A 24,412-nucleotide genomic window follows, 5' to 3' on the forward strand; every position below is an offset into this window, starting at 1 on the left:
CCGGTTTGTCATGAAAGTAGAAGCCCCGACCAATGCGCACATTGCCGTCAATCTCGCCCAGGCCGTTTCGGCAGTCGCGGGCGTTGGCAGGCCTGTGGAATCGACGCAGGTCGCGCAGTCCAATTCGATGGAGGAGGTCGGCATGACCTTCAGTCATCACGTGGAGCGCAACACCAAGGCGCTGAGCCAGCGGCGCATTCGCAACGCCCGCAGTGAGGTGGGCCGGACACGGGTCGAAACCCGCGAGCAGTTGGAAGAGTGGTACGACCAGCTTGGCCATCCAGGCAAGCAGAGCCTGAGTGCCATGGCGGCCCAGGCCGGTGTGCTGCTGATGGGCGAGCCGGTATTGGAAGAGGTGGTGCAGTCTACCGGCGGCGATCCGGCCCGGACTGACCTGATCCTCCAGCAAACGTTGCTGGACGCCGAGGCGCAAGGTCGTCTTGTCGAGGCCAAGCGCGCCCGCGACTACCTGCAACTGCTGCGCGAGCGTTACGGTGCGCAGATCCAGGCCGGCATGAACATCGCCGAGGCCCTGCGTGCCGCCGGTGGCGATCCTGAATTGCGCCAGGCGGTACGTCGCCTCTATTACGACACCGTGGTGCTCAAGCAATCGTTGCCGACCATGATGCAGGCGTTGCTTGGCCTGTTCGGCGAAACGGCATTCGTGTCCGGGCTGGACATGATGCGCCGCGCGCTGGCCGACGACATCGCCGCCCACGCGCCTTCGCGGCCTACGCCCTTGCTGCGTACGCTGCTGATCGGCCTGGCTGCCTCGACGCAACTGGGCAGCGTGCTGCAAAGCTGTCGCCGTCTGCTGGAGCAACTGGCCTACAGTTGCCCGTCCAGCCAGCTCACCGCCGTCCTGCTGCTGCAACGCATGCTCGGGTTTGTCAGCAGCGGCCTGTCTTCGGCGGAAGTGCGGCGTATCGGTCGCGAACTGGGAGGGGACGAGGAGCATGATCAACTGGTTTCCTTGAACGGCTTGTATCCCTTGCTCAAGCGCTTGCCGTTGGCGCTCTGGCGAGATGCGAAAAGCCGCCAGACCGCGCTGAAGAATCTGCTGGTGCTGCTCGATGAGCGTTCCCGTGGCGAGACCCGTGGACAGACCGCCGAACCGGTCATTGGGGCGCGGTCATGATTGCCCTGCTGAACAAGGTCGCCAACGCGGCGGTGCGGCGTATCGAAGTGGCCGGGGCGTTCGTCGTGCTTGGCATCGTGTTCATGCTGATCCTGCCGTTGCCGACTTCAGTCGTCGATGCGCTGATCGCCATCAACATCTGTATTTCCTGCCTGTTGATCGTGCTCTCGTTGTACCTGCCACGACCGCTGGCGTTTTCCTCGTTTCCAGCGGTGCTGCTGCTGACCACGTTGTTCCGCTTGGCACTGTCGGTGGCGACCACGCGGTTGATCCTGCTCCAGGGCGACGCTGGCCATATCGTCCAGGCGTTCGGCAATTTCGTGGTCGGGGGCAACCTGGCCGTCGGGCTGGTGATCTTTCTCATCCTCACGGTGGTCAACTTCCTGGTGATCACCAAGGGCTCGGAGCGGGTTGCCGAAGTGGCGGCGCGGTTCACCCTGGACGCCTTGCCGGGCAAGCAGATGTCCATCGACAGCGACCTGCGGGCCAACCTGATCGACGTCAGCGAAGCGCGCCGTCGTCGCGAGGAATTGAACAAGGAAAGCCAATTGTTCGGGGCGATGGACGGGGCGATGAAGTTCGTCAAGGGCGACGCCATCGCCGGCCTGGTGATCGTGGTGATCAACCTCATCGGCGGCTTTTCGGTCGGCATGGTCCAGCACGATATGAGCGCGTCCGAGTCGATGCACTTGTATGCCGTGTTGACCATCGGCGACGGCCTCATTGCGCAAATTCCGGCACTGCTGATTTCCCTCACCGCCGGCATGATCATCACCCGCGTATCGCCGGAAGGGCAGCCGGCGGGCAGCAGCGTCGGCAAGGAAATCGCCAAGCAATTGACCGCCGAACCCAAGGCCTGGGTCATCGCTTCGGTGGGCATGCTCGGCTTCGCCGCGTTGCCCGGCATGCCGACGCTGGTGTTCATCGTCATTGCCGTGATCACCGGCACGGCGGGCATCGTCCAGCTGTATGGCCGCGCGCGACAGGCGCGCGAGGGCGAGCAGCCTCAAGCCAGCGTCACACCGGAGCAGAATGGCGCCGAGGATTTGCGCAGCTTCGACCCGACCCGTGCCTATCTCTTGCAGTTCTCCAAGTCGATGCAAGGCAACCCGGCCGCCGACGAGGTCATCCAGGCGATCCGCAAGAAACGCAACGCGCTGGTCGCCGGTTTCGGCCTGACCTTGCCGCCGTTCGAGATCGAATACAGCGCGCGCCTGGAGGACGACGAATTCCGCTTCTGCGTGCACGAGGTGCCGATGCTGCGCGCCACGTTTGGAGATCGCGTAGCCGTCGCCCGCGGGCCGTTGCCGTTCGAACCGCAGGATGCCCGGGTCGGCAGCGAAGTACGCGACGAGCATCAATGGCTCTGGCTGGCGCCCGGCGACCCGTTGCTGGCGGACGAACGCGTGGAAGCGGTACCGGCGGGAGAGTTGCTGGTGGAACGCATGAGCCGCGCCATGTTTGCCACCGGGCCGCAGTTCCTCGGCTTGCAAGAGAGCAAGTCGATTCTCAGTTGGCTCGAAGCGGGCCAGCCAGAGCTGGTGCAGGAACTGCAACGAACCATGCCCCTGGCCCGTTTCGCTGCCGTGCTGCAACGCCTGGCGGGCGAGGGCGTGCCGCTGCGGGCGGTGCGGCTGATCGCCGAGTCGTTGATCGAGCACGGCCAGCACGAGCGTGACGTCGGCGCGCTGACCGACTACGCGCGCATCGCCTTGAAGTCGCAAATCTACCACCAGTACCGCGATGAAAACGGCCTGCACGTCTGGCTGCTGACGCCAGAGACCGAAGGGTTGCTGCGCGACGCGCTGCGCCAGACCCAGACCGAAACCTTCTTTGCCCTGGAGAGCGTGCACACCCGCGCCCTGGTCCTGCAACTGCGCGAAGGTTTCCCGCTGCGGGCCAAGCGGACGGCGGTGCTGTTGGTGGCGCAGGACTTGCGCGCGCCGCTGCGGGATCTGTTGCGCGACGAGTTCAACCATGTGCCGGTGCTGGCCTTCAGCGAGTTGCACAGCAATGCCCAGGTCACCGTGCTGGGGCGCTTTGATCTGGAGCAGGAAGCCCTCCAGATCGAGGATGCCGCATGACGTGTTCTTGCGCTTGGCGCGCCAGCCGCGATGCCAGGCGTAGCGATGTGAAACCAGGCGCGTCCGATGGCCTGGCTGTGACAGTGGACGAGGGCCGCCCGTGCCCCGTCGTTCAAGCGGATTGTCGGCGCACTTCGGTCGCGCCTTGAGGAAATTGGCCATGTTCGAGCTACGCGTATTGAGTGGTCTGCACCGGGGGGCGGCATTGCCGCTGGTGGGTGAGCAATGGGTTGTCGGGGCGGCGGAAGACGCCGATCTCGCGCTCTACGACCCAGGCATCTGCGGGCGTCACGCTGCCGTCAGCCTAGTCCAGGGCCAGTGGCTGCTGGCGTCGCTGGAGGGCGTGGTTTGCAACGGACAAGGCCAGCCTTGGGTCGCGACCGAGCCTTTGCCAGGCAATACACCTTTTTCCATCGCCGGCGTCTGGTTGTGCCTGGCCCCGGCCGATCAGCCTTGGCCTGAAGAAGCGGCACTGGATGATGCTGCGCACTTGACGGCGGACCGTGACACCCAAAAAACCGCGGCACGGCCGTCGTGGCCCAAGCGCCTGGGAATCGCTGCGGCGGTGATCACCGTCGCCTCCAGCGCGTGGGCCTTTACCAGCCAACCGGCACCGACGGTAGCGCCCAGTGCGGCGCAGCAGCACAAGCCGGCCAAGGCTGCATTGGACACAGTGGAGGCGGTTCGCCTGGAGCTGGATCGCATGCTCCAGGAGCGCGACCTGGATGCCAATGTCCGGGTCGAGGTCCAGGACGGTCGGCTGGCGCTGGTGGGCGAGCTGCCGCGCCAGCGCCTGGCGGTGGTCGAGCGGCTGATGGAGCGTTTCCACGCTCGCTATGACACGTCGATCGAGATCACGGCCAACGTCAAGGAACGGCTGACGCAACTGCCGTTCCAGATCGCCCAGATTGTCGGCGGCAAGCGTGGTCACGTCGTCACCTCCGACGGTCGCCGGCTGTTCCTCGGCGATCAGATCGACGGTCTGCGACTGACCGCCATCGACAGCGGCAAAGTCACTTTCGAAGGCGAGCAGCGCTACGAGGTGACGTGGTGATGCACACAGCCATCGCCCGATTGGAGACCTGGGAAGCCGGGCAGCGGGCACGCCTGCGCCGATTCGCGCCGGTGATGGTGCGCGGACGGGTGCAGCGGGTCAGCGGGATCTTGTTGCAATGCCGGCTGCCGGGGGCGCAGATCGGTGACCTCTGCCAGGTCGAGCGTGACGGGCGTGAGCCATTGCTCGCCGAGATCGTCGGCTTCGACCAGCACGACGCCTTGCTCAGCGCCTTGGGTGGCCTGGAGGGTGTTCGCGTAGGTGCGGCGGTGGAGCCGCTGGGCATGCCGCATCGGGTGACCGTCGGCCCGCAGTTGCTGGGGCAGGTGCTGGATGGCTTTGGCCGGCCTTTGCTTGAAGATGGCGTAGGCGCGTTCGCCGGGCCTCAAGTGCCGGAGGCCTCGCAAGTGATCGGCGAAGCCCCGCCGCCGACCGCACGGCCGCGCATCCAGCGACCGTTGATGACTGGCGTACGCGCCATCGACGGCGCGCTGACGCTTGGCGAAGGCCAGCGTGTCGGGTTGTTCGCCGGCGCCGGTTGCGGCAAGACCACGCTGTTGGCGGAGATCGCCCGCAACGTTGAATGTGACGTGATCGTTTTCGGCCTGATCGGCGAGCGCGGTCGCGAGCTGCGGGAATTCCTCGACCATGAGCTGGATGATGAACTGCGGGCCCGTGCGGTCCTGGTGTGCGCCACGTCCGACCGTTCCAGCATGGAGCGCGCCCGCGCGGCATTCACCGCCACGGCCCTGGCCGAGGGCTTTCGTGCCCGGGGCCAGCGGGTCTTGCTGCTCATCGATTCGCTGACCCGGTTCGCCCGCGCCCAACGGGAAATTGGCCTGGCGGCGGGCGAGCCGTTGGGGCGGGGCGGCTTGCCTCCTTCGGTGTACAGCCTGTTGCCGCGCCTGGTGGAGCGGGCGGGGTTGAGCAATGACGGGGCGATCACCGCGCTCTATACCGTGCTCATCGAGCAGGACTCCATGAACGATCCGGTGGCGGACGAAGTCCGTTCGCTGCTCGACGGCCACATCGTCCTGTCGCGCAAACTCGCGGAGCGCGGTCATTACCCGGCCATCGACGTGCTTGCCAGCCTGTCGCGAACCTTGGCCAATGTGGCCGAGGCCGAGCACCTGCGCGCGGGCATCAATCTGCGCCGCTTGCTGTCGGCCTACGATCAGATCGAGCTGATGCTGCGCCTGGGCGAATACCAGGCCGGCGCCGACCCCTTGACCGACCTGGCGGTGGAGTCGCGCGGTGCCCTGGACGCATTCCTGCGCCAGGACCTGCGCGAGCCCGAGCCGTTTGCGTCGACGCTCGCCCATCTCAAGCAGTTGACCGCTTATGTCCCGGGCTGATCTGGATGCCCTGGCGCCGGTGCGTCGGCACCGCGAGGCGCAAGCCGAACGGGCCTGGCGCCAACAGCGCGACTTGTTGCGTGAGCGCGAAGCAGCGGTCGTCGCCGCGCGGGCGCGCTGGCAGGCCGCGAGCGAGCAGCAGGCGGCACAGCGCGAGGCGTTATACGGCGAGCACCGTGGCCGCGCGCTGAGCGTCTGCGAACTCAACGCCTGGAGCACCGAGGAGCGACGCTTGATCGGCGAGTTGGCCGAGCAAGCGCAGGCCTTGCAGGCACTCGACGAGGAACAGGCGCAACAGGCACGCGACACCGAAGCTGCCCTGGAGCGCCTGCGAGGGCGCAGGCGTGACCTGGAAAAGCTCAGCGCAATGATGGATTACCTGGTGGAGGTCTCCGGTGATGAATGAACGCTCTGTGCACGGTGGACCGTCACCCCATGGCAGCCCTGCGGCGGCCCCCGTTCGTCACGCGCCGAAGGCGTATGAGCAACCGCTTGCCCAGGTGAGCCGGGCCAGTCGTCCAGTGGCGCGCGAGCCTTTGCCTGCCACTGGGCGCGACCCCGAGGTGACGGCAGAACGCAGCGACGGCTACTGGTTTCGCCAGTGGGTCGATGCGCCGCGGGGCGGCTCCGAGGACGACATGGCAGGCACCGGCTCCCTATCGGGGTTGGTGAATCTGGAGGGTGGTGAAATGGAGGCATTTGTCGATCAGCTCTCGCCACGCCTCCAGGCCACCCTCGACCAGCAACTTGACCTGCTGCTGCACCTTCCTCATCTGGGCCGGATCAGGGTGACTGCCCAGCGGCTGGGCGGGACGTCCGGCTGGGACATCGGCCTGAGCGGCGAAAGCGAAGAGACGCGCGCGCGGCTGTCGAGTCGAACCGGGCGCCTCGAAGAGGCACTGGCCCAAAGCCTGGGCCAACCGGTGGTGGTGCGCGTGACCCACGAAGAAGAGGCGAGCGTGACATGAGCGTACAGGCTTTGGCGCTGCCACCGATGAGCGGCGATGACGCCGTCGCCCGGCAGCGATTGGGAACGGGCGTCAGCTTGTCTTTCGAGGTGGCGGGCGAGACGGGCTTGCTGGAACTGACCCTGGACAGCGGCGCCTTGGGAGGCGAGTCGTGTTTGCTCGAGTGCACCCATGGCGTCTTGGCGCTTGACGAGCCGGGGCCGCTGCTCAGCTTGTTCGGCGAATGTCCGGTGGTCCTGCCGGCCGAGCCTGGGCCGGACGATGCCTGGTTCTGGGCGCTGTTCCAGCAGACCCTGAGCGAGCCGCTGCGCCAGGCGTTCGGTTTTCTCAAGCCAACCACCGGCCCCGCGGTCCGGGGCATTCCCTGCCGGCTCGAAGCACGGCTGGGCGCGGCTCATGCGACGAGTCACCTGGAACTGGCCGGGTCGACCTTGCTGGGATTGCTTCGCGCAGCGCCTTGGCAGCGGCGGACAACACCGGTGGACGATCATTTTGCGCTGCACGTTCCATTGCTTCTGGGACACCTCGCGCTGGCGGCTGGGCAAGTGTCGGCGCTGCGCCCCGGTGACGTGCTGGTGCCGGAAACCGCCTTGTTCGACCCATCCGGCCAAGGGCTGGTTCGCCTCGGCCGGCACTGCCTGCGGGTCGGGGTGCAGAGCCGCTCCGCGCCGTTGCGCCTGACCTTGCTCGCTCTGGAGGAGACCGATATGAGTACCACCGCTGACACCGATATCCTGACCCCCGACTGGGACGATACCGCCCGCTACGAACCCGACGCAGAGGCGCCCGAGGCGACGGGTTTCGCGGCGCCTGACGATGCCGAAACTGTAGCCGCAGAGACGCCGGTGCAGGCGCCGGTGGCCGGCGACGAGCGCTTCGGCGACTTGCCCCTGGCGCTGACGATACGCTGTGGTCACTTGAGCCTGACCCTGGGCGAACTGCGCAACCTGGCGCCCGGCGCGGTGCTCCAGGTCCAGGGCGTGGCACCGGGTGCGGCGACGTTGTTCCATGGTGAACGGGCCTTGGCCCAGGGTGAACTGGTGGACGTCGAGGGTCGGCTCGGCCTGCAAGTCACTCGCGTGGATGTGGCTGGATGAGCTTCCAGGGGGTCGACCCCTTTCTGCTGGCGCTGTTCATCGGCGGGATCTCATTGGTTCCGCTGCTGCTGATCATCTGCAGCGCCTTTCTCAAGATCGCCATCGTGCTGACCATCACCCGCAACGCCATCGGCGTGCAGCAGGTGCCGCCGAACATGGCGCTCTACGCCATCGCCCTGGCCGCAACGCTGTTCATCATGGCGCCGGTCGGTCACAACATCGCCGAGCAACTGAAGGAGCAGCCGCTGGATTTCAGCAGCACCGAGGCGCTGCAGGGCTCGGCCTTGAACGCGGTCAAGCCGTTGCAAGCGTTCATGTCGCGCAATACCAACCCGGACATCCTCACCCATCTGCTGGAAAACACCCAGCGGATGTGGCCCAAGGAGCGCGCCGAGCAAGCCAGTCGCGATGACCTGATGCTGCTCATCCCGGCCTTCATGCTGTCGGAGCTCGAAGCGGGTTTCCAGATGGGGTTCCTGATCTACATCCCGTTCATCGTCATTGACCTGATTGTGTCCAACCTGCTGCTGGCGCTCGGCATGCAGATGGTCGCGCCGATGACCATCTCGTTGCCGCTCAAGCTGCTGATCTTCGTGCTCGTGCAGGGTTGGACGCAGTTGCTCGACAGCCTTTTCTATTCCTACCTTTGAGGGCCTGCGATGGACGCGCTGACATTGTTCAAGGAAGGCATGCTGTTGGTGGTGCTGCTGTCCGCGCCGCCCTTGATCGTCGCGGTGATCGTTGGCGTGCTGACCTCCCTGGTGCAGGCGTTGATGCAGATCCAGGACCAGACCTTGCCGTTCGGGATCAAGCTGGTGGCGGTGGGACTGACCTTGCTGGTCACCGGTCGCTGGATTGGCGGCGAGCTGCTGGGGCTGTTGCGCCGGGCATTTGAAATGATGGCCAGCACCTGATGACGGCCCAGGCGTTCGTCCCGTATTTCGACTTGCTGCTGTCGATCGCCCTCGGCATGGCGCGCATTTATCCGGTGGCGTACCTGGTCCCGGTGTTCTGCTTCCAGCATCTGCGAGGCTTGCCGCGCCATGCCGTGGTGTTCGCCCTGGGCATGCTGCCCGCGCCGGGTATTCGCCAGGCGTTGATTGACGCACAGGCCGACTGGCTGACCCTCGGCGGGCTGATGTTCAAGGAGGTGCTGCTGGGCTTGCTCCTGGGTGTGCTGCTGGCGATGCCGTTCTGGCTCTACGAATCGGTAGGGGCCTTGCTCGACAACCAGCGCGGCGCGCTCATCGGCGGGCAATTGAATCCGGCCCTCGGCACGGATACGACGCCCTTGGGCCATCTGTTCAAGGAAATGACCATCCTGTTGCTGGTCGCCACCTTGGGCATCGGCACGCTGACCCAGGTGATCTGGGACAGCTACCTGGTGTGGTCGCCCACGGTCTGGTTCCCGTTGCCCGGCGCGGATGGCTTTGGTGTGTTTCTCGGGCTGCTCGGCGAAATGTTCATGCACATGATGCTCTACGCCGCGCCCTTCATCGGCTTGCTGTTGCTGGTGGAGTTCGCCCTGGCCTTGCTCAGCCTGTACAGCCCGCAGTTGCAGGTGTTCGTCCTCGCCATGCCGGCCAAGAGCCTGGTCGGCCTGGGCTTCCTGCTGTTCTACCTGCCCACGTTGTGGGACGCGATGACCGGCCGTCTCAGCCGATACGGGGAAATCCGCCATCTGCTGCATCTGTTGATACCGGCGCCCTGAAGGAGGGGCTCGTTCATGAGCGAAGACAGCGGCGAAAAGACCAAGCAGGCGACACCGAAGAAAATCCGCGACGCGCGCAAGAAGGGTCAGGTCGGCCAGAGCCAGGATTTGAGCAGCCTGTTGGTGCTCACGGCAATCACCGAAGTGGCCTTGACCCAGGCCGACAGCAGCATGCAGGCGCTGGGTGACATGGTCGCGTTCCCGCTGCACCGGCTCGATGGTGACTTTGTCCGTGCCTTCGAGGAAACCCTGGCCCACGCCGGCGGGGTGTTGCTCAACTTCACCTTGATGACCGTGGGCTTGGCCATTGCCACGCGGCTGATCGCCGGCTGGGTGCAGTTCGGCTTCCTGTTCGCGCCCGAGGCCCTTCAACCTGATCCGAACCGTCTGAATCCGCTGAACCAGGCCCAGCAGATGTTCTCCGCCCAGGCGCTGATCCAATTGTTCATGGGCCTGGTCAAGGCAGTGTTCATCGCCAGCGTGCTTTACCTGGTGACGATGCCGGCCCTCGGCTCGTTGATCAGCCTGGTCAATGGTGACCTGAACGGGTATTGGCGCGGGCTGGCCGGCCTGTTCCGGCACATCATGCACATCTGCCTGGGCGTGTTGCTGGTGCTGGCGATCCTCGATTTCGGCCTGCAGAAATACTTCTTCGCCAAGCGGCTGCGCATGAGCGAAGAGGAGGTGCGCAAAGAGTTCAAGGAAATGGAAGGCGACCCCCACGTCAAGATGCACCGCCGCAGCCTGGCCCGACAGTTGATCGACCAGCCCGCCAGCCAGGAAACCAAGCCGGTGGAGGAGGCCGACATGTTGGTGGTCAACCCGACTCACTATGCCGTCGCGTTGTTCTATCGTCCCGAGCAGACGCCGTTGCCGCAGTTGATCACCAAAGGTGTCGATGCCGATGCCCGCGCGCTGATCGAGCGGGCCAAGGCTGCGCGCGTCCCGGTGATCCAGTGCATCTGGCTGGCGCGAACGATCTACCGCGAAGACGTTGGCGGTTATATCCCGAGGGAAACGCTCCAGGCCGTCGCGCACATCTATCGGGTCCTGCGCGAGCTGGACGACGAGGCCAAGGGCGAGGTGATCGAAATTCCGGAATTGAACCTGCGTTGAGGCCGATGGAACCGATGCATACGCGGGTGCCACTCAGGTAGTGAGTCGGACTCGCCCGGGCGATGCCGGCTTGCCAACCGTGCGCATTGCACGCCCATCGACTCGAGGAGATTTTCCATGCCTGAACCCAATCCGCTGTCCATAAGGGGCACCGGTGCCCTGCATGGCGCCGAAGGTTTGCACTCATCGCGCTCACCCTCGCTGAGCCAGCAACCTCGCGACGCCCAGCAGCGCACCGGCACCCAGAGCCTGCATGGGCTGGGACGTTCATCATCGGTCCCCCCTACGGTGCACCAACGTGGCCGGACCCGCACTCGGGGCGCGAACCGCACGGCGGCGTCCGACGATCGGCCGCTGGATGACACGCAAAGGTCCAGCTCCACGCCACCGTCTCGCACGCCCGACTCGTTCATGAGCGAGATGGAGACCCGTCAGAAAGCGCTGATGGAAAAGCAGTTCCAGATGCAGATGGGAATGGAGGAGCGTCAGAGCACCATGGTGCTGGTCAAAAGCTCCGCCGACATGGCCAAGTTGATGAGCGATACGGTGACGGAGGTGACCAAGGGCTTCATGGACAGCGCCAGGAAAGTCATGCAGGAGGGCGGTGAAGCGATGAAGCTTCGGTAAGGACCGCAATGGCCCAGCAGAAACACCCCGTGGCGAGGGAGCTTGCTCCCGCTTGAGGGCGAAGCCCTCACAAAAAACGGGTCTGCTGCGCAGCCCAGCGGGAGCAAGCTCCCTCGCCACGTTCGTTGTCTAGACCAGCCGGGCACGGCTCGCGTTGAGCGAGGCTGGACGTGAAGCCGTGGGTGCTGCGGATGGCATCCAGCGTGTACGCACCTCGCCGACCTGGCCGATGAAACCCACGACCCAATGGCAGAACTGCGCTTCGTCGAGCATCGACAATGGGCAGTGGGCACACAAGCGAACGGTGCCCTTATCGTCCAGGGCCAGCCAACTGCCGGCGAGCAAGTCCAATCGAAAGTTGAGCTCCAGCAAGCGCTTGTGCAGGCCGGGCATATGGGCTGGCACGTCGACCGCGCAGTGGAGGATGGCGAGATCGCCATGTTCGGGCAGCTCGATGACCACGGCTTCGCGGTTGCTCGCGTCATACAACGCACAGACGCCGCCCTCCAGCTGAAGGTCCGCATTCAAGTGTTCCGCTAGGGCCGCGATCAGGCGCTGGGCGATGGGTGGAGCGGTCATGGAAAATCTCCTCAACAAAAAATCATGAACCCTCGCCACAGGTGAGCCAGATCCGTGGCCAGGCAGCTCGTTAATAAGCCACCGAATAATCGTCGAGGTCTTCCAGGCCCAGCAGCGCCAACTGCCGGGACTGGATCTCGTCGAGCATTTGCGACGATATCGGTGATTCCGGCAGGGCCTGCCAAACCACCAATGCGCGCTGCGGATCAAGAAACAGGAACAGCTGCGCGTAGTCTCCCGGCTGGGCGAAACGTCGTTCGAGCGCGTGCTGCATCTGGTTCGCCCGCAGCGCCTGGCTGTGCACTTGCAAGGCCAGCCCCACGCTGTGAGGTTCGCGTCGCAGGCAGAACTCGATGCCCGGGGCAATTTCCCAATACGTCGCGATGCCGGCGATGATGTTTTTCTGAAAAGCCTGGCGCGTGCTTACGCTGTGTACCGAAAAAGACATACCGTTTCAGTTCTCCAGTGGAACGACCGTGTGGTCGAGCGGGTGTTCAGGTGAACCCAGGCCGCCGCGCATGCCCGGCGACCACCAGATCACCAGCCGGCCGGTATCGGGTTCGGCGCGGTCGCAGGCATCGCCCTGGCAGCCCCAGCGGCTTGCGCAGCCGGCGAACACCGGCAGGCTCAGCAATATGACGAGTAGCTTCAGCGTGCGACTCATGGCGTGGTCCTCGCACTGGTTTGCAGGAGAGAAGAGCGTCCGCCGCCTGGCGTGCGCTTGGGTTGTTTCATGACGACGAAGACTTCCGTTTCTTCGCCCGGCTCAAGCCACACCTTCGGCCAGGCGGAAGCCGCCAGGGTCCAACGGGTGCTGCAGCTCGCCTCGTCGAAGCGCAGCCGATGACTGCCCTCGTTGCGCACCACGCCCACGGCGATTCCGTAGTCGGGGCCGGCGAACCATTGGGCTCTCGTGGCGTCCAGGGACAAGCCAGGCTGCAACGCACACAGCGTGTCGGGTGAATAGGGGATCGAGGCGGCCTGCTTGAATGTCGCCGGGATATTGCCGTCGGCCAGTTGCGCGAGGACATCGCTGACCTCGACGCGACCGACGGGGCGGGTGCCGTTGCGCCGCTCTTCCAGGCGCGCCATGGCGCTGTCCACCTGCTCCCGATCGAGTGCGGAGATGTAGCGAGCCGGGTCGACCTGGTCACCGATCAGGCGTGGCGTGAGGATGAACACCCGTTCGCGGCGACTGGTCTCGCGCGTGGTCGAGGAGAACAGCAGCGGTCCGATCAGCGGGATACGCCCCAGCCACGGCACCCGCTCAAGGTTGTCCCCGGTTTCTTCGGTATGAAAGCCGCCCACCACCAGCGAGCGGCTTTCGCCCATCACCGCTTGGGTGCTGACCACGCCCCGGCGCACGCTGGGGGTCTGTTGCCCGACTTCCGAGGGTTCGATGCGACCGTCCTCGATGTCCAGGGACATCTGGATCTGGTTGCGGCCACCGGTTTCGATGGCGTGAGGCACGACCTGCAGGCTGGTGCCGGCCGTGATGGGCTCGACGGTGGCCACGCGTTCGCCGATGGCGGAGATGTATTCGGTCTTGCTGAAGTCGATGACCGCCGGCTGGTTTTCCAGGGTCAACACCGATGGATTGGCCACCACCGAGGCCAGGCCGCGACCTTCCAGGGCGCGCAGTTGCGCGGAGAAATCGCCGTAGTCCTGGATGAACACCGTCGAGCTGGCGCCGGGACGAATCATCGAGGCGCCGCCAATCAGGTCGCCGCTTTCAACGTTCCAGTTCGACGCCAGCTCGGCCAGTTGGGTGCGGTCGATGTCGAGGATGATCGCGTCAATCTCCACGAGCTTGCGCGGCACGTCCACATCACGGATCAGCGGCGTATAGATCTCCCGCCGTTTGGGTGAGTCGTAGATGAGCACCGCGTTGTTGCGCACGTCGGCTTCGACGCGGATCCGGCCGCGACCGCCGCTGCCCCCGTTCCCGCCGGGCTGCACGCGGTTGGTGTTCGGACGCCCCATGCCGTTCAACGCCAATTGCTCGATGTTGCCCATGCTCATGGATTGCTGGGTCTGCATGTTCTGGAACGCCGCTTGGGGCGAGGCCGCCTGCATCCCGCCCGAAACGGCGCTGCGGCTTTCCAGCAAGCCTTTGAGGATGGTCGCGACCCCGGGAATCACCAGCGTATCGCCCCGGTACTTGACGCTGCGGTCGGCGGCGGTGGCGTAGCGCAGCGGGAAGCTGATCACTTCCTGCTTCTCTTCCGGTGTCTTGCGTGCTTCGGCGAACTGCGCCACCAGGCGCACGTAGCGCTCCGGGCCGGAGACCAGGACCACCCCTTCGTCGGGCAACTCGCCCCAACCGAAGCGCGGGTCCAGCAGGCCGATGTCGATCAAGGCTTGCTTCATGTCCGGTGCCGCGTCGGCGGACACTTCCAGGCGCTTGGAGTCCTGGTTCTGCAACGGGCTGACGTACAAGGTGTTGCCGTACATGAACCACTGGAAGCGATTTTCCAGGCCGAGCCGATCGAGGAACGCCTGGGGACTTTCAGCGCGCATCCGGCCGTCGACGGTGCCTTTCACGGTGCCGTCGAGCACCAGTTGCACGCCGAAGGTGTTGGCAAAATCGCCAAGTACCTTGGGCAGTGGCGTGTTCTGGGCATCGTAGGCGTACGGCGTGTTCTTCCAGTCGGTCGGTACTGCCGCCTCTGTCGGCATGCCCGCGCCCAGCGCGCCGGCCAAGGCCAGGGCGAGCAACGAGGCTTTCGTCCAACGACGCGCGATCGACCGGCGAAGAACTGCCTTGCCAGCGGACAACGGAGGGTACGGTGCAAGCCACCTGTTAGGCATGGCGGATTCCTGTTCCGAGCAAGTGAAAATGCGAGGGACGTTGCGCGACGGCACGTGGGCTTTTATGAAGGGCCGACTGCCAGGTGTCCCGCTGGTTGAGCAAGGCTTCAAGGGTTTCGAGCAAATCGTCGAGGTGTGCGTCCTGGCCCAGGTGCGCCAGTAGCCATAACCGATCGTCCTGGGGCGAACGGGCCAGCGCACCGGGGAATCGCGAGAGGCTTGGATGCGCCAGCCGCAGGACGTCTTCCAGGGACGCTTCGTTGCCCAGCGCGACGTTCAACTCGACCGACACCAGCAAGCCGGCTTCGAGCGTGTTGAAAACCGCTTCGCCATCGTCGACGACAAGGGCGAAATGCTCGGGGCCATCGACGCTGGCGCGCCAGCGGGCGAGCTGTGTGCGCAGCTCATGGCATTGCATCGATGATCGCCTTGGCGAGGTTGTGGTGGGCGGTGGTCTGTTGAGTGGCCGCATTCACCGCGACCGACATGCCGTTCATGCTGGTGAAGAACGAATGCATGTCGTCCAGCGATTGGCTCTCTGCGGCATTGATCGCCGCGTTGTTGACGTTATCGGTGGCGCGCTGGAAGTAGGTGTCGAGGCGGCGCTGCAAGGCATCGATAGAAGACATGGTCGGTTCCTCCGAGATAGGCGTGTTCACCGGATGAGTGGTGGTTACGCCAGTGGCGGTTCCGCGAAAAGCGAGGAAAAAGATCGGAGGGGGAGGCGTGAGACTCTTCAGGTGCGCGCAATCCCCGTGGCGAGGGAGCTTGCTCCCGCTGGTTTTGTAGGAGCTGCCGAGCGAAGCGAGGCTGCGATCTTTTCACTACTCATTGAAGCTTGAGCAAAAGATCAAAGATCGCAGGCTTCGCCAGCTCCTACAGAGCCGAGCGGGAGCAAGCTCCCTCGCCACGGGGTCGTGGTGCTACCGCTGCGGTTCAGGCAGGCGCAACGCGTTGACGGCTGTTTCCCAATCGAGCAGGAACGTCCCCCCCGGCGTTTCCAGCTTCAGCTGGTGAACCTCCAGGTTGGCGTCCGCGACTGGCGTCCAGGGACGTTCGCCTGCCGCGCCCAGGCTTTGCGCCAGGCGCGCCAGGTCATCGGGATGGCAGCGAAGGGTGGCCTCGATCGGGTCGTCCTGGCGGGTCGCAAGCTGACGCACGAGCGCATCGATCCGTGCCTGCCCCGGGACATCGTCCAGTAGCGTCCCCAGGGCCTCGTTGACCAATTGCGCGGCGCTGGTCTCGATTCGTTCCCACATGGCCTGGCGCTGGCTTTCCCAAGCGGCAAGCACGGTTTCGGCGTTCTCCCAGAATCGGACTTGAGCCTCGATCACTGCCGCGTCGGCCTGCTCGGCGGCGTGTGCGATCAACTGCGCGGCCTGTGCCTGGGCGTGTTCGAGTACGGCCTGGGCACGGCCACAATCCACCAGGGTTTCATAAGGGATGTAAGGCTGTTGCAAGCCTTGACCTTCGGGGCGTAGTTCAAGCGAGCGCCGGGCGAGCATCGTGCATCTCCGTTTGGGTGGTCGCTGGCGCCAGGCTTTGCTCGGCTTTCCAGCAGGCGGACTGCCACAGCGTGTTGAGCTTGGCGACGGGCGGCTGTGGGGTGGGCTGCGATTCGAGGGCGACGATCCGGCTGCGAGGAAAGGCCAGGCGCACCCGCTCCCAGGTCCGCTCCTCCAGCCAGGCGCGCAGCAGTGCGAGCGAATCCTGGCCTTGTTCGAGCCAATGGCCAGGACGCAGTGCCTTGGCGGTGCGTTCGCACCAGGCCTGATCCTGTGGGGAAAGCTCGTCGGATACCGTTAGCGGCGAGCAAGTGTTCGCCACCAGTCGACAAGCAAGATGCAGGATCCGGGGCGTGCCACAACATAGCGAAAGCACTGAAGGATCGGGCGGTGGCGGCGTGCAGAGCGTGATGCCGAAACGGCGCGCCAGTGCGGCATGATGCGCTCGCGCCAAGGCGTCCAGTTGGGGGGCGGTCAACAGGCGAAGGGCTGGCGGATACCAGTCCCGATCGGCCTCGCGCCACGCAAGACTCCACCAGCGAACCCAATCGAGCGTCGGATTCATGCCGCCGTCCCGTTGTTGTCAGGCTTGGCCCCCGGGGATTTCACTGCGAACAGGGACGGTGTCGCGCCGCTCGGTTGCGGCGCCGGCGTTCCAGCCTTGCGATCGAGAAAACGCGGCAACACCAGCACGCCGTTGCGCCACAACCGATAGACGCCATACAAGACGCCCGCCAAGAGCGCGAGCAAGGTGACGCTGGCCGCGACGGTCACGGCGCGCCAATAACCGACGTCTTCGGCCTGCATGAGGAACGGTCCGAAATACGCCATCTTGCGCCGCTCCTGATAAGCCGCGGCGGGCACGAAGACCACCGACAGCTTGGCCGGGTTCTGGGCCGCGTCGGCCATGCCGGGGATCCCGCTGGCGACCAGGTTGCGCACGCGCGGCGTGATGCTGTCGGGATCGAGGGCGTTGGTGTGCTTGATGAACACCGATGCCGATGCCGGTTGGACCGGCTCGCCTGGCGCGACCCGTTCCGGCAGGACCACATGGACCCGGGCGAGCACCACGCCATCGATTTGCGACAGCGTAGATTCAAGCTCCTGGGACAGTGCGTAGATGTAGCGGGCGCGCTCTTCCATCGGCGTTGAAATCACCCCTTCCTTGCGGAAGATCTCCCCCAGGCTGGAGCGCGACCGGCGTGGCAGGCCGGCCGCTTCCAGCACCTGCACGGCGCTGTTCATGTCGGCCGGCTCGACCAGCACGGTCAGCCCGTCCTTGTCGATCTGCTTGCTGGCCTCGACATTCTTGTTCGCCAGTTCGGCGATCACTTCATTGGCATCCTGCTCGGAGAGATGACTGTGCAGCGCGGTCCTTTCGTCGCAACCGGCGAGCAACAGGCACAGCACTAGAGATGAGAATGCGCGCATGAACATGACCGGCTTCCCTTTACTGGAGATTGGTGAGCTTCTCGATGGCCTGGGAGCCCTTGCTGACGATCTTCGCGGTCATCAGGCTCTCCAGGTGGAAGGACGACAGCGACCGGTTCGACTGCAACATGTCTTGCGGATCGGCGGTGCGGATGGCCTTGAGCATGTCGCGGTTGGCGCGATCATCCAGCCGCTGCAATTCGCCGGAGCGGCTGGACAGCGAATCGATGATCCTCGCCGCGACGTTGTTTTCGCTATCGGGGACTGGCGGTTTTTCATGCATCTGCGCGTTGAACCAGCTGACATCGCTGGTCTCGGCTCGCGCGTGGGGGCTGCCGCCAGGCTTGGCAGCGGTGGAGGCAACGCTGGTCGTGTCGAGGGCTTGGATGGTCATGGATTTTCTCCAATTTCAGGGTGGGCTTCAGGCGTACATCAGCTTCAAGACGTTGCGAGCGCTACCGGTGACGCTCAGGTGAAACTCGACTTCTTCCCGGCTGCGTCGGCCGCGCCGCATCATCGGGGTGTGCTGGCCGGACAGGCGGGCGAGGGCGAGGTCCAATTCTTCCAGGGCAAGTTGGAACAACCGGGTTTCGCGAGCATCCAGGGACGCGCCGCAGGCAACGCGTTCGGTCCATGTCCACTGCTCTGCATCGGGGCCTGTTGGTGATGGATAGCGCGTCGGGTGCTGGTCCATGAATCGTGCGACTTCGAACAGCAGGTCCAGGTCCTCTGGTTCATAGCGCGCCTGCCGTTCCTCTTCGTCGATGTCCAGCAGCGTCAGCAGTTTCCTCCGGCCCAGGACCGCGATGATCTGCAGCAGCAGCGACAGGCTCGTGTCATGACGACTGCGCCGCGTGGCGTGGTCGCCCTCCATCTCCCAGGCGCCGAACAGCGCGCCACAGAACGGGTTATTGGCGTTGCCGAAATCGCTCTGGCTGTCGACATCGTTGTCGCCGATGGGCTGCCGGCGATGGGCGAGCATCTGCGCCAGGTCGTTGAACAAGTCTTCGTTGGAATAGGCGTCATCGATGTCCACGTCGAGCGTGGAGCCGGTGCCACCGTTGATCTCTTCAAGAATGTCTTCGAGCACCAGGTGCAGAGGCGCTTCGGTCTCTGCCGCCAGTCTGTCCTGCGGGCTGGGCAGGCCTGGCCGGGACTGGCCGCCTGTCGAGCCGTGCTCACTGCCCCATTGCACGAGCGATTCGCGCAGCCGGTTGCCCGCACCCGGCTGTGCCAGATGTTCGGCGAGCAGATTCGCCAGGCCCGCCGAGGTCGAGGTGGGGCGCTGCGTCGTGTCGTCGCGGGGCAAGTCCCTGGGAGCGTGAAGGCTGTCGGGCGTATGGATCTGCATAGGGCCTCCTCTCATTGCACGTGAGGTTCCCCGCCGGAGCGGGGCTGGAGCGAGAGGGTCAGAATCGTATGTTTTTCGACGCCTCCCCCATGGCGGTGATGGCCTTGGTCGCGCTGTCCATCGACTCCGCTGAAATGGCATTCATGGTGTCGGCGACCAGTTTCTTCTGGTCGAATTGGGATTTCATGGTCGTCATCGCCGCCGACGTGGCGTCCATCTGCTGCATGGCAGCCATGGAGGCGGCGAGAGAAGCTCCACCGAAACTCATAGTCGTATCTCCGGATTGTGGAATGGCGAGACGATCGTGAACGTCTCGACGGTTAAGTGGCGACCGCTACGCAAACGGTTCCACCGATCCACTCAACTCGAGGAGATTTGCAGGCACTTCATCCGGTAATACAGCGTGCGCCGGGCGATACCCAGTTCAGCGATGACTTTGTCGATGCAGTGATGGTGACGGCGCATGCAGTCTTCGATGAGGATCTTTTCGAACTGCTGCAGGTGTTCCTTCAGCTTGAGCGTCGAGCTGTTGTGCTCCAGCTGCTCGGCGCGGGGAAGTGCCGGGAGGCCGAGCACGTAGCGCTTGGCGGCCGATTGCAACTCGCGGATGTTTCCGGGCCAGGCGTAGCCGAGCAACTGGCGCAGCAGCGCCGGCGACGGAGCGACATAAGGTCGGTCCAGCGCCTGGGCTTCGCGCCGCACGAGGGTCTGGAACAGCGGCACGATGCGCTCCTTGCGGCTGCGCAGCGGCGGCAGCTTGAGGCTGATGATGTTCAGGCGAAAATAGAGATCCCGGCGAAATTCGCCACGTTCGACCATGTCCGCCAATGGGCTTTGGGCCGAGGCGATCACCCGCATGTCCACCGGGATGTTCTGGGTCGAGCCCAGCCGCTGCACCGTCCTCGACTCCAGGACACGCAGCAGCTTGGCTTGCAGCCCCAGCGGCATGCTGTCGATTTCATCCAGGTACAGGGTGCCGTTGTGCGCGGCTTCGACGAACCCCGCGCGATTCTGGCTGGCCCCGGTGAATGCTCCGGTGTTGGCCCCGAAGAGCTGGCTCTCCGCCAGGGATTCGGGAATGGCGGCGCAGTTGATGGCGACGAATTTTCCGGAACGGCCGGACAAGCTGTGGATCTTTTCCGCCAGGGTGTCCTTGCCAGTGCCGGTTTCGCCGCGCAACAGCACATCGACCCCTAGCGGGGCCACGCACTGGGCAAACGCCTCAAGGTTGAGAGCATCCTCTTTGGTGGAAGTGGAAAGTGCAGCGCATAGCAACTTTTGCATCACTGACGATTCCATTTTTTGTTTGGTTTAGGAGGGTCGACAAGTAAAACGATGAAAAGGCGTGTACAACTTCCTCGATATATAGCGCCGCCGCGCAACCGAATAGGTGATCAACATCTGCTGTACGGGTTTAGAGAAGCGTTTAAAGAAAAGTTCACGTTGCGGCGGCGGTTGTTAATCGATTCAGCTCGACGGTCGAAGCGCCTCGAAAACCGCTGAGAAACCCGGCTGGCCTGGGGCTTGAAGGCAAAAAAGAGGCGTATCGGGCGCGCTTGGGAAAATTGGATCCGACAAACGGTTCAGCTAAAACGGTCACTTTGAGCAAGAGCTCTAGAAAAGAGCAAGTGCTCAACTTCGCGCGGCGAGGCTGGGCATGTTGCCAATACGTATCGTAGTTTGATTAGATCAATTCGAAGTCGACCATGGGCAATAACAGCCCACCGCGAGCGTATGGGTCGCGTTAACTTCCCGGTTAACACTTAGTGCTTCGAGAATCGGTTCGATAAAGCTGTTGCTCGAGTTGCACGTCAGGCCCTCGCTGTAAGGGCCGAAATACGCCAGCTTGCCAGCGCGGTCCCAGATCGCCACGGCGGGACTGGCGGGAATCTGCCCCGAACCGGGCAACGCGGCCAGGGGCTTGAGGTGGGTCAGGTTGGTGGGTAGGTGCCCTTGGCTGCCGGTTTTCTGAACCGCATAGAACTCGACCCCTTGGGCTGAGTATTTGTCGATCAGCTCGGAAAGGTGCTGCTGGTTGCCGACGTTGCACGGGCAGGCCGGATCCCAGAAATGCACCAGGCGGATCGCGCCGGGGCCGGCCAGGTCGGGAGGCAGGCGCAGAGGATCGCCGGAAAACACCGCGGTATGCTGGCTGAACGCCCGGAGGAAGCGCCCCTGGAACCAGTCATAGGCGAACCACAGCACGGCGGCGCACCCGAGGGCGATAAGGCTGGCAAGCAAGGTCGTGCGGTGGGACGAGCGCATGGAGTCGATCCTCTGAAGCGGCGTAGCTTGCCATGCCTGGCGCGACAGATGAATATCGCAGGCTCATAAAGCCTGTTTCGCGCGATGCGCTTTTGCCTGGACTCTTGATGCCTGCCTCTTTCGACCCCGATCAACTGCGCGCCAGCCTGCAACCGCTGGCGCAATGGCAACCTCTTTCTGCGCAAGCGCAGGCCTATCAGCGCTTCTATGGACTGGATTTCCCGACACATACCTTGCGTCGAGGCCTGGGGCGCTTTGAGCGCGCCGGGTATGAATTGGTAGGCCAGGTGTGGTGGCCGGAAAAGGCCGTGGCGACCTTGTTCCTCTTTCACGGTTATTACGACCATATGGGGTTGTATCGACACCTGATCGAGTGGGCACTGGATCAGCAATTCGCGGTCATCAGCTGCGATCTGCCGGGCCATGGCCTGTCGGGTGGAGAGCGCGCCAGCATCGGCGATTTCGCCGACTACCAGGCAACGCTGCAAGGCCTGCTGGCTGAGGCCGGAACGCTGGATTTGCCGCAACCCTGGCACCTGTGCGGACAAAGCACCGGCGGTGCGATCGTAGTGGACCATGTGCTCAACCAGGGCGCGCAAAGTCCGGCCCAGGGCCAGGTCATCCTGTTGTCGCCCTTGGTGCGACCTCGGGCCTGGGGCTGGTCACGCCTCAGTTATTACCTGCTCAAGCCGTTCGTGACCGGCATTGCCCGGCGCTTCAGCGAGAACTCCACCGATCCGGATTTCCTGCCATTCCTGCAAGCCGACCCACTGCAACCGCTGCGCCTGCCCACCGCGTGGGTCGGCGCGCTGGCGCAATGGATCAAGCGTATCGAGGCGGCGCCGAGCAGCTCGCGCCAGCCGCTGATCGTGCAGGGGCAGGCGGACATGACCGTGGATTGGCGGCATAACCTGCAGGTGTTGCGCGGTAAGTTCGACCGGCCGCAAGTGTTGATGCTGCCCGAAGGACGGCATCACTTGGCGAACGAGGCGCTGGAGATTCGGCAGGAGATGTTTGGGTTCTTGACCAAGCGGATGAGCCGGGATCGGCGGTGACTGGGCTACCGTCAATCGCGAGCAAGCTCGCTCCCACAATGGAACTGTGCATTCAGTCCCTGTGGGAGCGAGCTTGCTCGCGATAGCGGTGCTGAACTACTGCCCCAGGTTCTGCCCCACCGCCAACCCCGCCCGAATCGCCGCCAAGGCGGCTTGGTAATACGCCTGCCCCTCGGCCGACTCGGCGAAGGTGGCGAACTCTTCCAGCTCGGTGTCGCTCAGGTCGCGGTAGACGTACAGCAGCGTGTTGTTCAGGTCTGCGCCGATCTGGTCCATCAGGCGCTGGCGCTGGCCGTTCAGCATGCCTTGGGCCTGGCCGCCGCCCAGCAGGCCGGGAATCATCGAGCTCAGGCTGTCGGCGGCCACGCCGGCGATCGCCAGGCTGACTTCGGCACCCGCTTCACGGGCGGGCAGCGCCTGGGCCAGGTGGCCGATGATCAGCAGGCGGTTGTCGCTGGCTTGCATCTTCGGCAGGCCCTTGGCGTTCTTCGCCAATTGATCGCGGCGAGTGGCAAGCAGTTCGGCGGCGACGACTTTACGGCCCAGCGGCGTCTGGAAAAAGCTCAGGGCTGGGTTCGGGTCGGCCAGTTTCTTGCGCAGTTGGGCCTCGGCCCGTTGATCCATGGCCTGGGGCGCGAAACGCTGATTGCTGTTGTTCACCAGCGCCTGGAACACCATGCCGGCGGCAGGCTGCTCTGGTAACGCTGCTGCGCGGCGCTCAAGGCGTCATTGAAATGCGCCCGTTGTTCCGGCCAGCCGGCGACCTTGTACAACTGGTCGTAGCTGTCTGCCCAGGCGGGCAAAACGCAGAACATCAACAGTGAGAAAAGCAAACGGCGCATAGGGACTCCTGTCAGCAGCGGACTATTCTCCGTGGGGTACGGGAACTTGTCGAGAATTCGTATCAAGTTCGTACGGCGGTGCTACCTGGCGTGGCTGATCTGCTGCGCGGCGCTGTCGGTTTTGCAGGCACAGGAATACTATGCGCGCCATGCAAATACCTTCTGATCATCCGTTGCTGTTACGTATCGTCGACGACCTGGCCGAGCGCGGCTGGTCGCAGCAGAACATTTTCCTGCCGGATGCGCTGACGCGTGCCTTGGCGGCTGAATGCCGTCAGCGCGCCGTTGAAGGCGAACTGGCCCCGGCCGCCGTCGGGCGCGGGCCGTTTTCCGAGATTCGAGAGGGTATTCGGGGTGATCGCATCCAGTGGATCGAGCCTGGCCAGGTCGACGCCTGCGATCGTTACCTGGCGCTGATGGACAGCCTGCGCGAGGCCTTGAACCGTGGGCTGTTCCTGGGCCTGGAGGATTTCGAAAGCCACTTTGCCCTGTATCCGCCGGGTGCGCTCTATCTCAAGCACGTCGACCGATTCCGGGATGATGACCGGCGCATGGTCTCGGCGGTGCTCTATCTCAACGACGCCTGGTTGCCGGAACACGGTGGTCAATTGCGCATGTACCTGGATGACGGCGTGGAGCATGACGTGGTGCCCACGGGCGGCTGCCTGGTGGTGTTTCTCTCCGGGGACATTCCCCATGAAGTCCTGCCGGCCATCCGTGATCGCCTGTCGTTGACCGGTTGGTTCCGGCGTCGCGGCAACGAGTTGTTCTGAACATGGAAAAAATCCTCGTCAGCCGCTGCTTGCTCGGTCACCGCGTACGCTACGACGGTGGCGCCAGTGGCCCGTTCGATCAGCTCCAGCAATGGCTCGACGAGGGTCGGGTCGTGCCGCTGTGCCCGGAAGTCGCCGGAGGCTTGCCCACGCCTCGGGCGGCTGCGGAGATTCCCGGTGGGCAGGGTGCGCAGGTGCTCGATGGCGACGCGGCGGTGATTACCACCGACGGCGAGGACGTGACCGTGCAGTTTCTGTCCGGTGCGCATCAGGCATTGGACCTGGTGCGTGAACACGGCATCCGGATCGCTGTGCTCAAGGCCAACAGCCCGTCTTGCGGCAACCTGCTGACCTATGACGGCACGTTCAGTGGTGTGAAAGTCAGTGGCGAAGGCGTGACGGCGGCGTTGCTCAAGCGGCATGGCGTACGGGTGTTCAATGAACTTGAATTGGCGGAAGCGGCTTCGACGCTAAAAGCGTTGGCCGCAAAATAATTGCGGCGAATCGCTTTTTTGTGGCGAGGGGATTTATCCCCGCTGGGGTGCGAAGCGCCCCCAAAAAATATCGGCCGCAGCAGCGCATCCAATGGAAAGCCGGGGCCGCTACGCGACCCAACGGGGATAAATCCCCTCGCCACAGAGGAAGGCTTA

At 64.2% G+C, this 24,412-nt stretch carries 29 protein-coding genes and 1 pseudogene; 15 read left to right on the plus strand and 15 right to left on the minus strand.

Going from position 1 to position 24,412, the window contains the following annotated elements; genetic code table 11:
• Window positions 1-10: 10 nt before the first annotated feature.
• The 12 genes from AB4N42_RS04725 (at window position 11) to AB4N42_RS04780 (ending at window position 11,150) form a co-directional block, all read left to right on the plus strand.
• Window positions 11-1,138, plus strand: a complete 1,128-nt coding sequence (locus AB4N42_RS04725) for a TyeA family type III secretion system gatekeeper subunit (protein WP_198796917.1) — start codon at window positions 11-13, stop codon at window positions 1,136-1,138.
• Window positions 1,135-3,222, plus strand: a complete 2,088-nt coding sequence (sctV, locus tag AB4N42_RS04730; protein ID WP_460115912.1) for a type III secretion system export apparatus subunit SctV — start codon at window positions 1,135-1,137, stop codon at window positions 3,220-3,222. The genes AB4N42_RS04725 and sctV overlap by 4 nt, the downstream gene beginning before the upstream one ends.
• 160 nt (window positions 3,223-3,382) lie before the next feature.
• The gene (locus AB4N42_RS04735; protein WP_460115913.1) at window positions 3,383-4,276 is read left to right on the plus strand and encodes an FHA domain-containing protein; all 894 of its coding nucleotides are present in this window, start codon (window positions 3,383-3,385) and stop codon (window positions 4,274-4,276) included.
• On the plus strand, window positions 4,276-5,631 hold the full coding sequence (locus AB4N42_RS04740; RefSeq protein ID WP_460115914.1) for a FliI/YscN family ATPase: 1,356 nt from the start codon (window positions 4,276-4,278) through the stop codon (window positions 5,629-5,631). Before AB4N42_RS04735 ends, AB4N42_RS04740 begins: the two co-directional genes overlap by 1 nt.
• Window positions 5,618-6,037 (plus strand): hypothetical protein, encoded by a 420-nt coding sequence (locus tag AB4N42_RS04745; RefSeq protein WP_460115915.1) that lies wholly within the window; start codon window positions 5,618-5,620, stop codon window positions 6,035-6,037. The genes AB4N42_RS04740 and AB4N42_RS04745 overlap by 14 nt, the downstream gene beginning before the upstream one ends.
• On the plus strand, window positions 6,030-6,599 hold the full coding sequence (locus AB4N42_RS04750; RefSeq protein WP_407682952.1) for a type III secretion system HrpP C-terminal domain-containing protein: 570 nt from the start codon (window positions 6,030-6,032) through the stop codon (window positions 6,597-6,599). The genes AB4N42_RS04745 and AB4N42_RS04750 overlap by 8 nt, the downstream gene beginning before the upstream one ends.
• Window positions 6,596-7,696, plus strand: a complete 1,101-nt coding sequence (gene sctQ / locus AB4N42_RS04755) for a type III secretion system cytoplasmic ring protein SctQ (RefSeq protein ID WP_460115916.1) — start codon at window positions 6,596-6,598, stop codon at window positions 7,694-7,696. The genes AB4N42_RS04750 and sctQ overlap by 4 nt, the downstream gene beginning before the upstream one ends.
• A complete protein-coding gene (gene sctR, locus AB4N42_RS04760) occupies window positions 7,693-8,346 on the plus strand; it encodes a type III secretion system export apparatus subunit SctR (RefSeq protein ID WP_030138406.1) in 654 nt (217 codons plus the stop codon). Before sctQ ends, sctR begins: the two co-directional genes overlap by 4 nt.
• A gap of 9 nt (window positions 8,347-8,355) precedes the next feature.
• The gene (sctS, locus tag AB4N42_RS04765) at window positions 8,356-8,610 is read left to right on the plus strand and encodes a type III secretion system export apparatus subunit SctS (RefSeq protein ID WP_030138405.1); all 255 of its coding nucleotides are present in this window, start codon (window positions 8,356-8,358) and stop codon (window positions 8,608-8,610) included.
• Window positions 8,610-9,407 (plus strand): type III secretion system export apparatus subunit SctT, encoded by a 798-nt coding sequence (gene sctT / locus AB4N42_RS04770; protein WP_030138404.1) that lies wholly within the window; start codon window positions 8,610-8,612, stop codon window positions 9,405-9,407. The genes sctS and sctT overlap by 1 nt, the downstream gene beginning before the upstream one ends.
• Window positions 9,408-9,422: 15 nt before the next feature.
• On the plus strand, window positions 9,423-10,523 hold the full coding sequence (sctU, locus tag AB4N42_RS04775) for a type III secretion system export apparatus subunit SctU (RefSeq protein WP_030138403.1): 1,101 nt from the start codon (window positions 9,423-9,425) through the stop codon (window positions 10,521-10,523).
• Window positions 10,524-10,640: 117 nt separating this feature from the next.
• Window positions 10,641-11,150, plus strand: coding sequence for a type III effector (locus AB4N42_RS04780; protein ID WP_460115917.1), 510 nt, complete (start codon window positions 10,641-10,643; stop codon window positions 11,148-11,150).
• A gap of 129 nt (window positions 11,151-11,279) precedes the next feature.
• Here the strand turns inward: AB4N42_RS04780 and AB4N42_RS04785 are convergent, their stop codons facing one another.
• The 14 genes from AB4N42_RS04785 to AB4N42_RS04850 form a co-directional block, all read right to left on the minus strand.
• Window positions 11,280-11,729, minus strand: a complete 450-nt coding sequence (locus tag AB4N42_RS04785; protein ID WP_030138401.1) for a type III secretion system chaperone — start codon at window positions 11,727-11,729, stop codon at window positions 11,280-11,282.
• Window positions 11,730-11,799: 70 nt separating this feature from the next.
• Window positions 11,800-12,177, minus strand: coding sequence for a hypothetical protein (locus tag AB4N42_RS04790; protein WP_030138400.1), 378 nt, complete (start codon window positions 12,175-12,177; stop codon window positions 11,800-11,802).
• A gap of 6 nt (window positions 12,178-12,183) precedes the next feature.
• On the minus strand, window positions 12,184-12,393 hold the full coding sequence (gene hrpT, locus AB4N42_RS04795) for an HrpT family type III secretion system protein (protein WP_030138399.1): 210 nt from the start codon (window positions 12,391-12,393) through the stop codon (window positions 12,184-12,186).
• Window positions 12,390-14,540, minus strand: a complete 2,151-nt coding sequence (gene sctC / locus AB4N42_RS04800; RefSeq protein WP_407682959.1) for a type III secretion system outer membrane ring subunit SctC — start codon at window positions 14,538-14,540, stop codon at window positions 12,390-12,392. Before sctC ends, hrpT begins: the two co-directional genes overlap by 4 nt.
• On the minus strand, window positions 14,533-14,958 hold the full coding sequence (locus AB4N42_RS04805) for a type III secretion system chaperone (protein ID WP_460115918.1): 426 nt from the start codon (window positions 14,956-14,958) through the stop codon (window positions 14,533-14,535). The genes sctC and AB4N42_RS04805 overlap by 8 nt, the downstream gene beginning before the upstream one ends.
• Complete coding sequence (locus AB4N42_RS04810; RefSeq protein WP_030138396.1) at window positions 14,945-15,169, minus strand: type III secretion protein; 225 nt, start codon at window positions 15,167-15,169, stop codon at window positions 14,945-14,947. Before AB4N42_RS04810 ends, AB4N42_RS04805 begins: the two co-directional genes overlap by 14 nt.
• A gap of 294 nt (window positions 15,170-15,463) precedes the next feature.
• Window positions 15,464-16,045: a type III secretion system stator protein SctL gene (gene sctL, locus AB4N42_RS04815; RefSeq protein ID WP_460115919.1), complete on the minus strand. Its 582-nt coding sequence runs from the start codon at window positions 16,043-16,045 to the stop codon at window positions 15,464-15,466.
• The gene (locus AB4N42_RS04820) at window positions 16,023-16,610 is read right to left on the minus strand and encodes a hypothetical protein (RefSeq protein WP_460115920.1); all 588 of its coding nucleotides are present in this window, start codon (window positions 16,608-16,610) and stop codon (window positions 16,023-16,025) included. Before AB4N42_RS04820 ends, sctL begins: the two co-directional genes overlap by 23 nt.
• Window positions 16,607-17,482 (minus strand): type III secretion system inner membrane ring lipoprotein SctJ, encoded by an 876-nt coding sequence (gene sctJ / locus AB4N42_RS04825; protein ID WP_460115921.1) that lies wholly within the window; start codon window positions 17,480-17,482, stop codon window positions 16,607-16,609. The genes AB4N42_RS04820 and sctJ overlap by 4 nt, the downstream gene beginning before the upstream one ends.
• A gap of 13 nt (window positions 17,483-17,495) precedes the next feature.
• Window positions 17,496-17,870, minus strand: coding sequence for a type III secretion system inner rod subunit SctI (sctI, locus tag AB4N42_RS04830; protein ID WP_030138392.1), 375 nt, complete (start codon window positions 17,868-17,870; stop codon window positions 17,496-17,498).
• A 27-nt stretch (window positions 17,871-17,897) separates the two neighbouring features.
• Window positions 17,898-18,827 (minus strand): type III secretion protein, encoded by a 930-nt coding sequence (locus tag AB4N42_RS04835; protein ID WP_460115922.1) that lies wholly within the window; start codon window positions 18,825-18,827, stop codon window positions 17,898-17,900.
• A 58-nt stretch (window positions 18,828-18,885) separates the two neighbouring features.
• Window positions 18,886-19,095: a type III secretion system major pilin HrpA gene (locus AB4N42_RS04840; RefSeq protein ID WP_030138390.1), complete on the minus strand. Its 210-nt coding sequence runs from the start codon at window positions 19,093-19,095 to the stop codon at window positions 18,886-18,888.
• Between the two features lie 92 nt (window positions 19,096-19,187).
• Window positions 19,188-20,111 carry a sigma-54-dependent Fis family transcriptional regulator gene (locus AB4N42_RS04845; protein ID WP_030138389.1) on the minus strand — a complete coding sequence of 308 codons (924 nt, stop codon included), beginning with the start codon at window positions 20,109-20,111 and terminating at the stop codon, window positions 19,188-19,190.
• A gap of 405 nt (window positions 20,112-20,516) precedes the next feature.
• Window positions 20,517-21,092 (minus strand): DUF6436 domain-containing protein, encoded by a 576-nt coding sequence (locus AB4N42_RS04850; protein WP_460115923.1) that lies wholly within the window; start codon window positions 21,090-21,092, stop codon window positions 20,517-20,519.
• Window positions 21,093-21,199: 107 nt separating this feature from the next.
• On the opposite strand from AB4N42_RS04850, the gene bipL reads away from it, so the two are divergent.
• The gene (bipL, locus tag AB4N42_RS04855) at window positions 21,200-22,147 is read left to right on the plus strand and encodes a phospholipase BipL (RefSeq protein WP_030138387.1); all 948 of its coding nucleotides are present in this window, start codon (window positions 21,200-21,202) and stop codon (window positions 22,145-22,147) included.
• Between the two features lie 96 nt (window positions 22,148-22,243).
• On the opposite strand, the pseudogene AB4N42_RS04860 reads toward bipL, so the two are convergent.
• Window positions 22,244-22,989: pseudogene (locus AB4N42_RS04860) on the minus strand (DUF2059 domain-containing protein).
• Window positions 22,990-23,129: 140 nt separating this feature from the next.
• Here AB4N42_RS04860 and AB4N42_RS04865 point away from each other — a divergent pair.
• Both AB4N42_RS04865 and AB4N42_RS04870 read left to right on the plus strand, forming a co-directional pair.
• Window positions 23,130-23,762, plus strand: coding sequence for a 2OG-Fe(II) oxygenase (locus AB4N42_RS04865; RefSeq protein ID WP_460115924.1), 633 nt, complete (start codon window positions 23,130-23,132; stop codon window positions 23,760-23,762).
• Window positions 23,763-23,764: 2 nt separating this feature from the next.
• Entirely contained in the window at window positions 23,765-24,256 is a 492-nt protein-coding gene (locus tag AB4N42_RS04870) for a 2-thiouracil desulfurase family protein (protein ID WP_431147158.1), read from the plus strand.
• The last annotated feature ends 156 nt before the right edge of the window (window positions 24,257-24,412 follow it).

This window comes from Pseudomonas sp. H2_D02 (assembly GCF_054677635.1).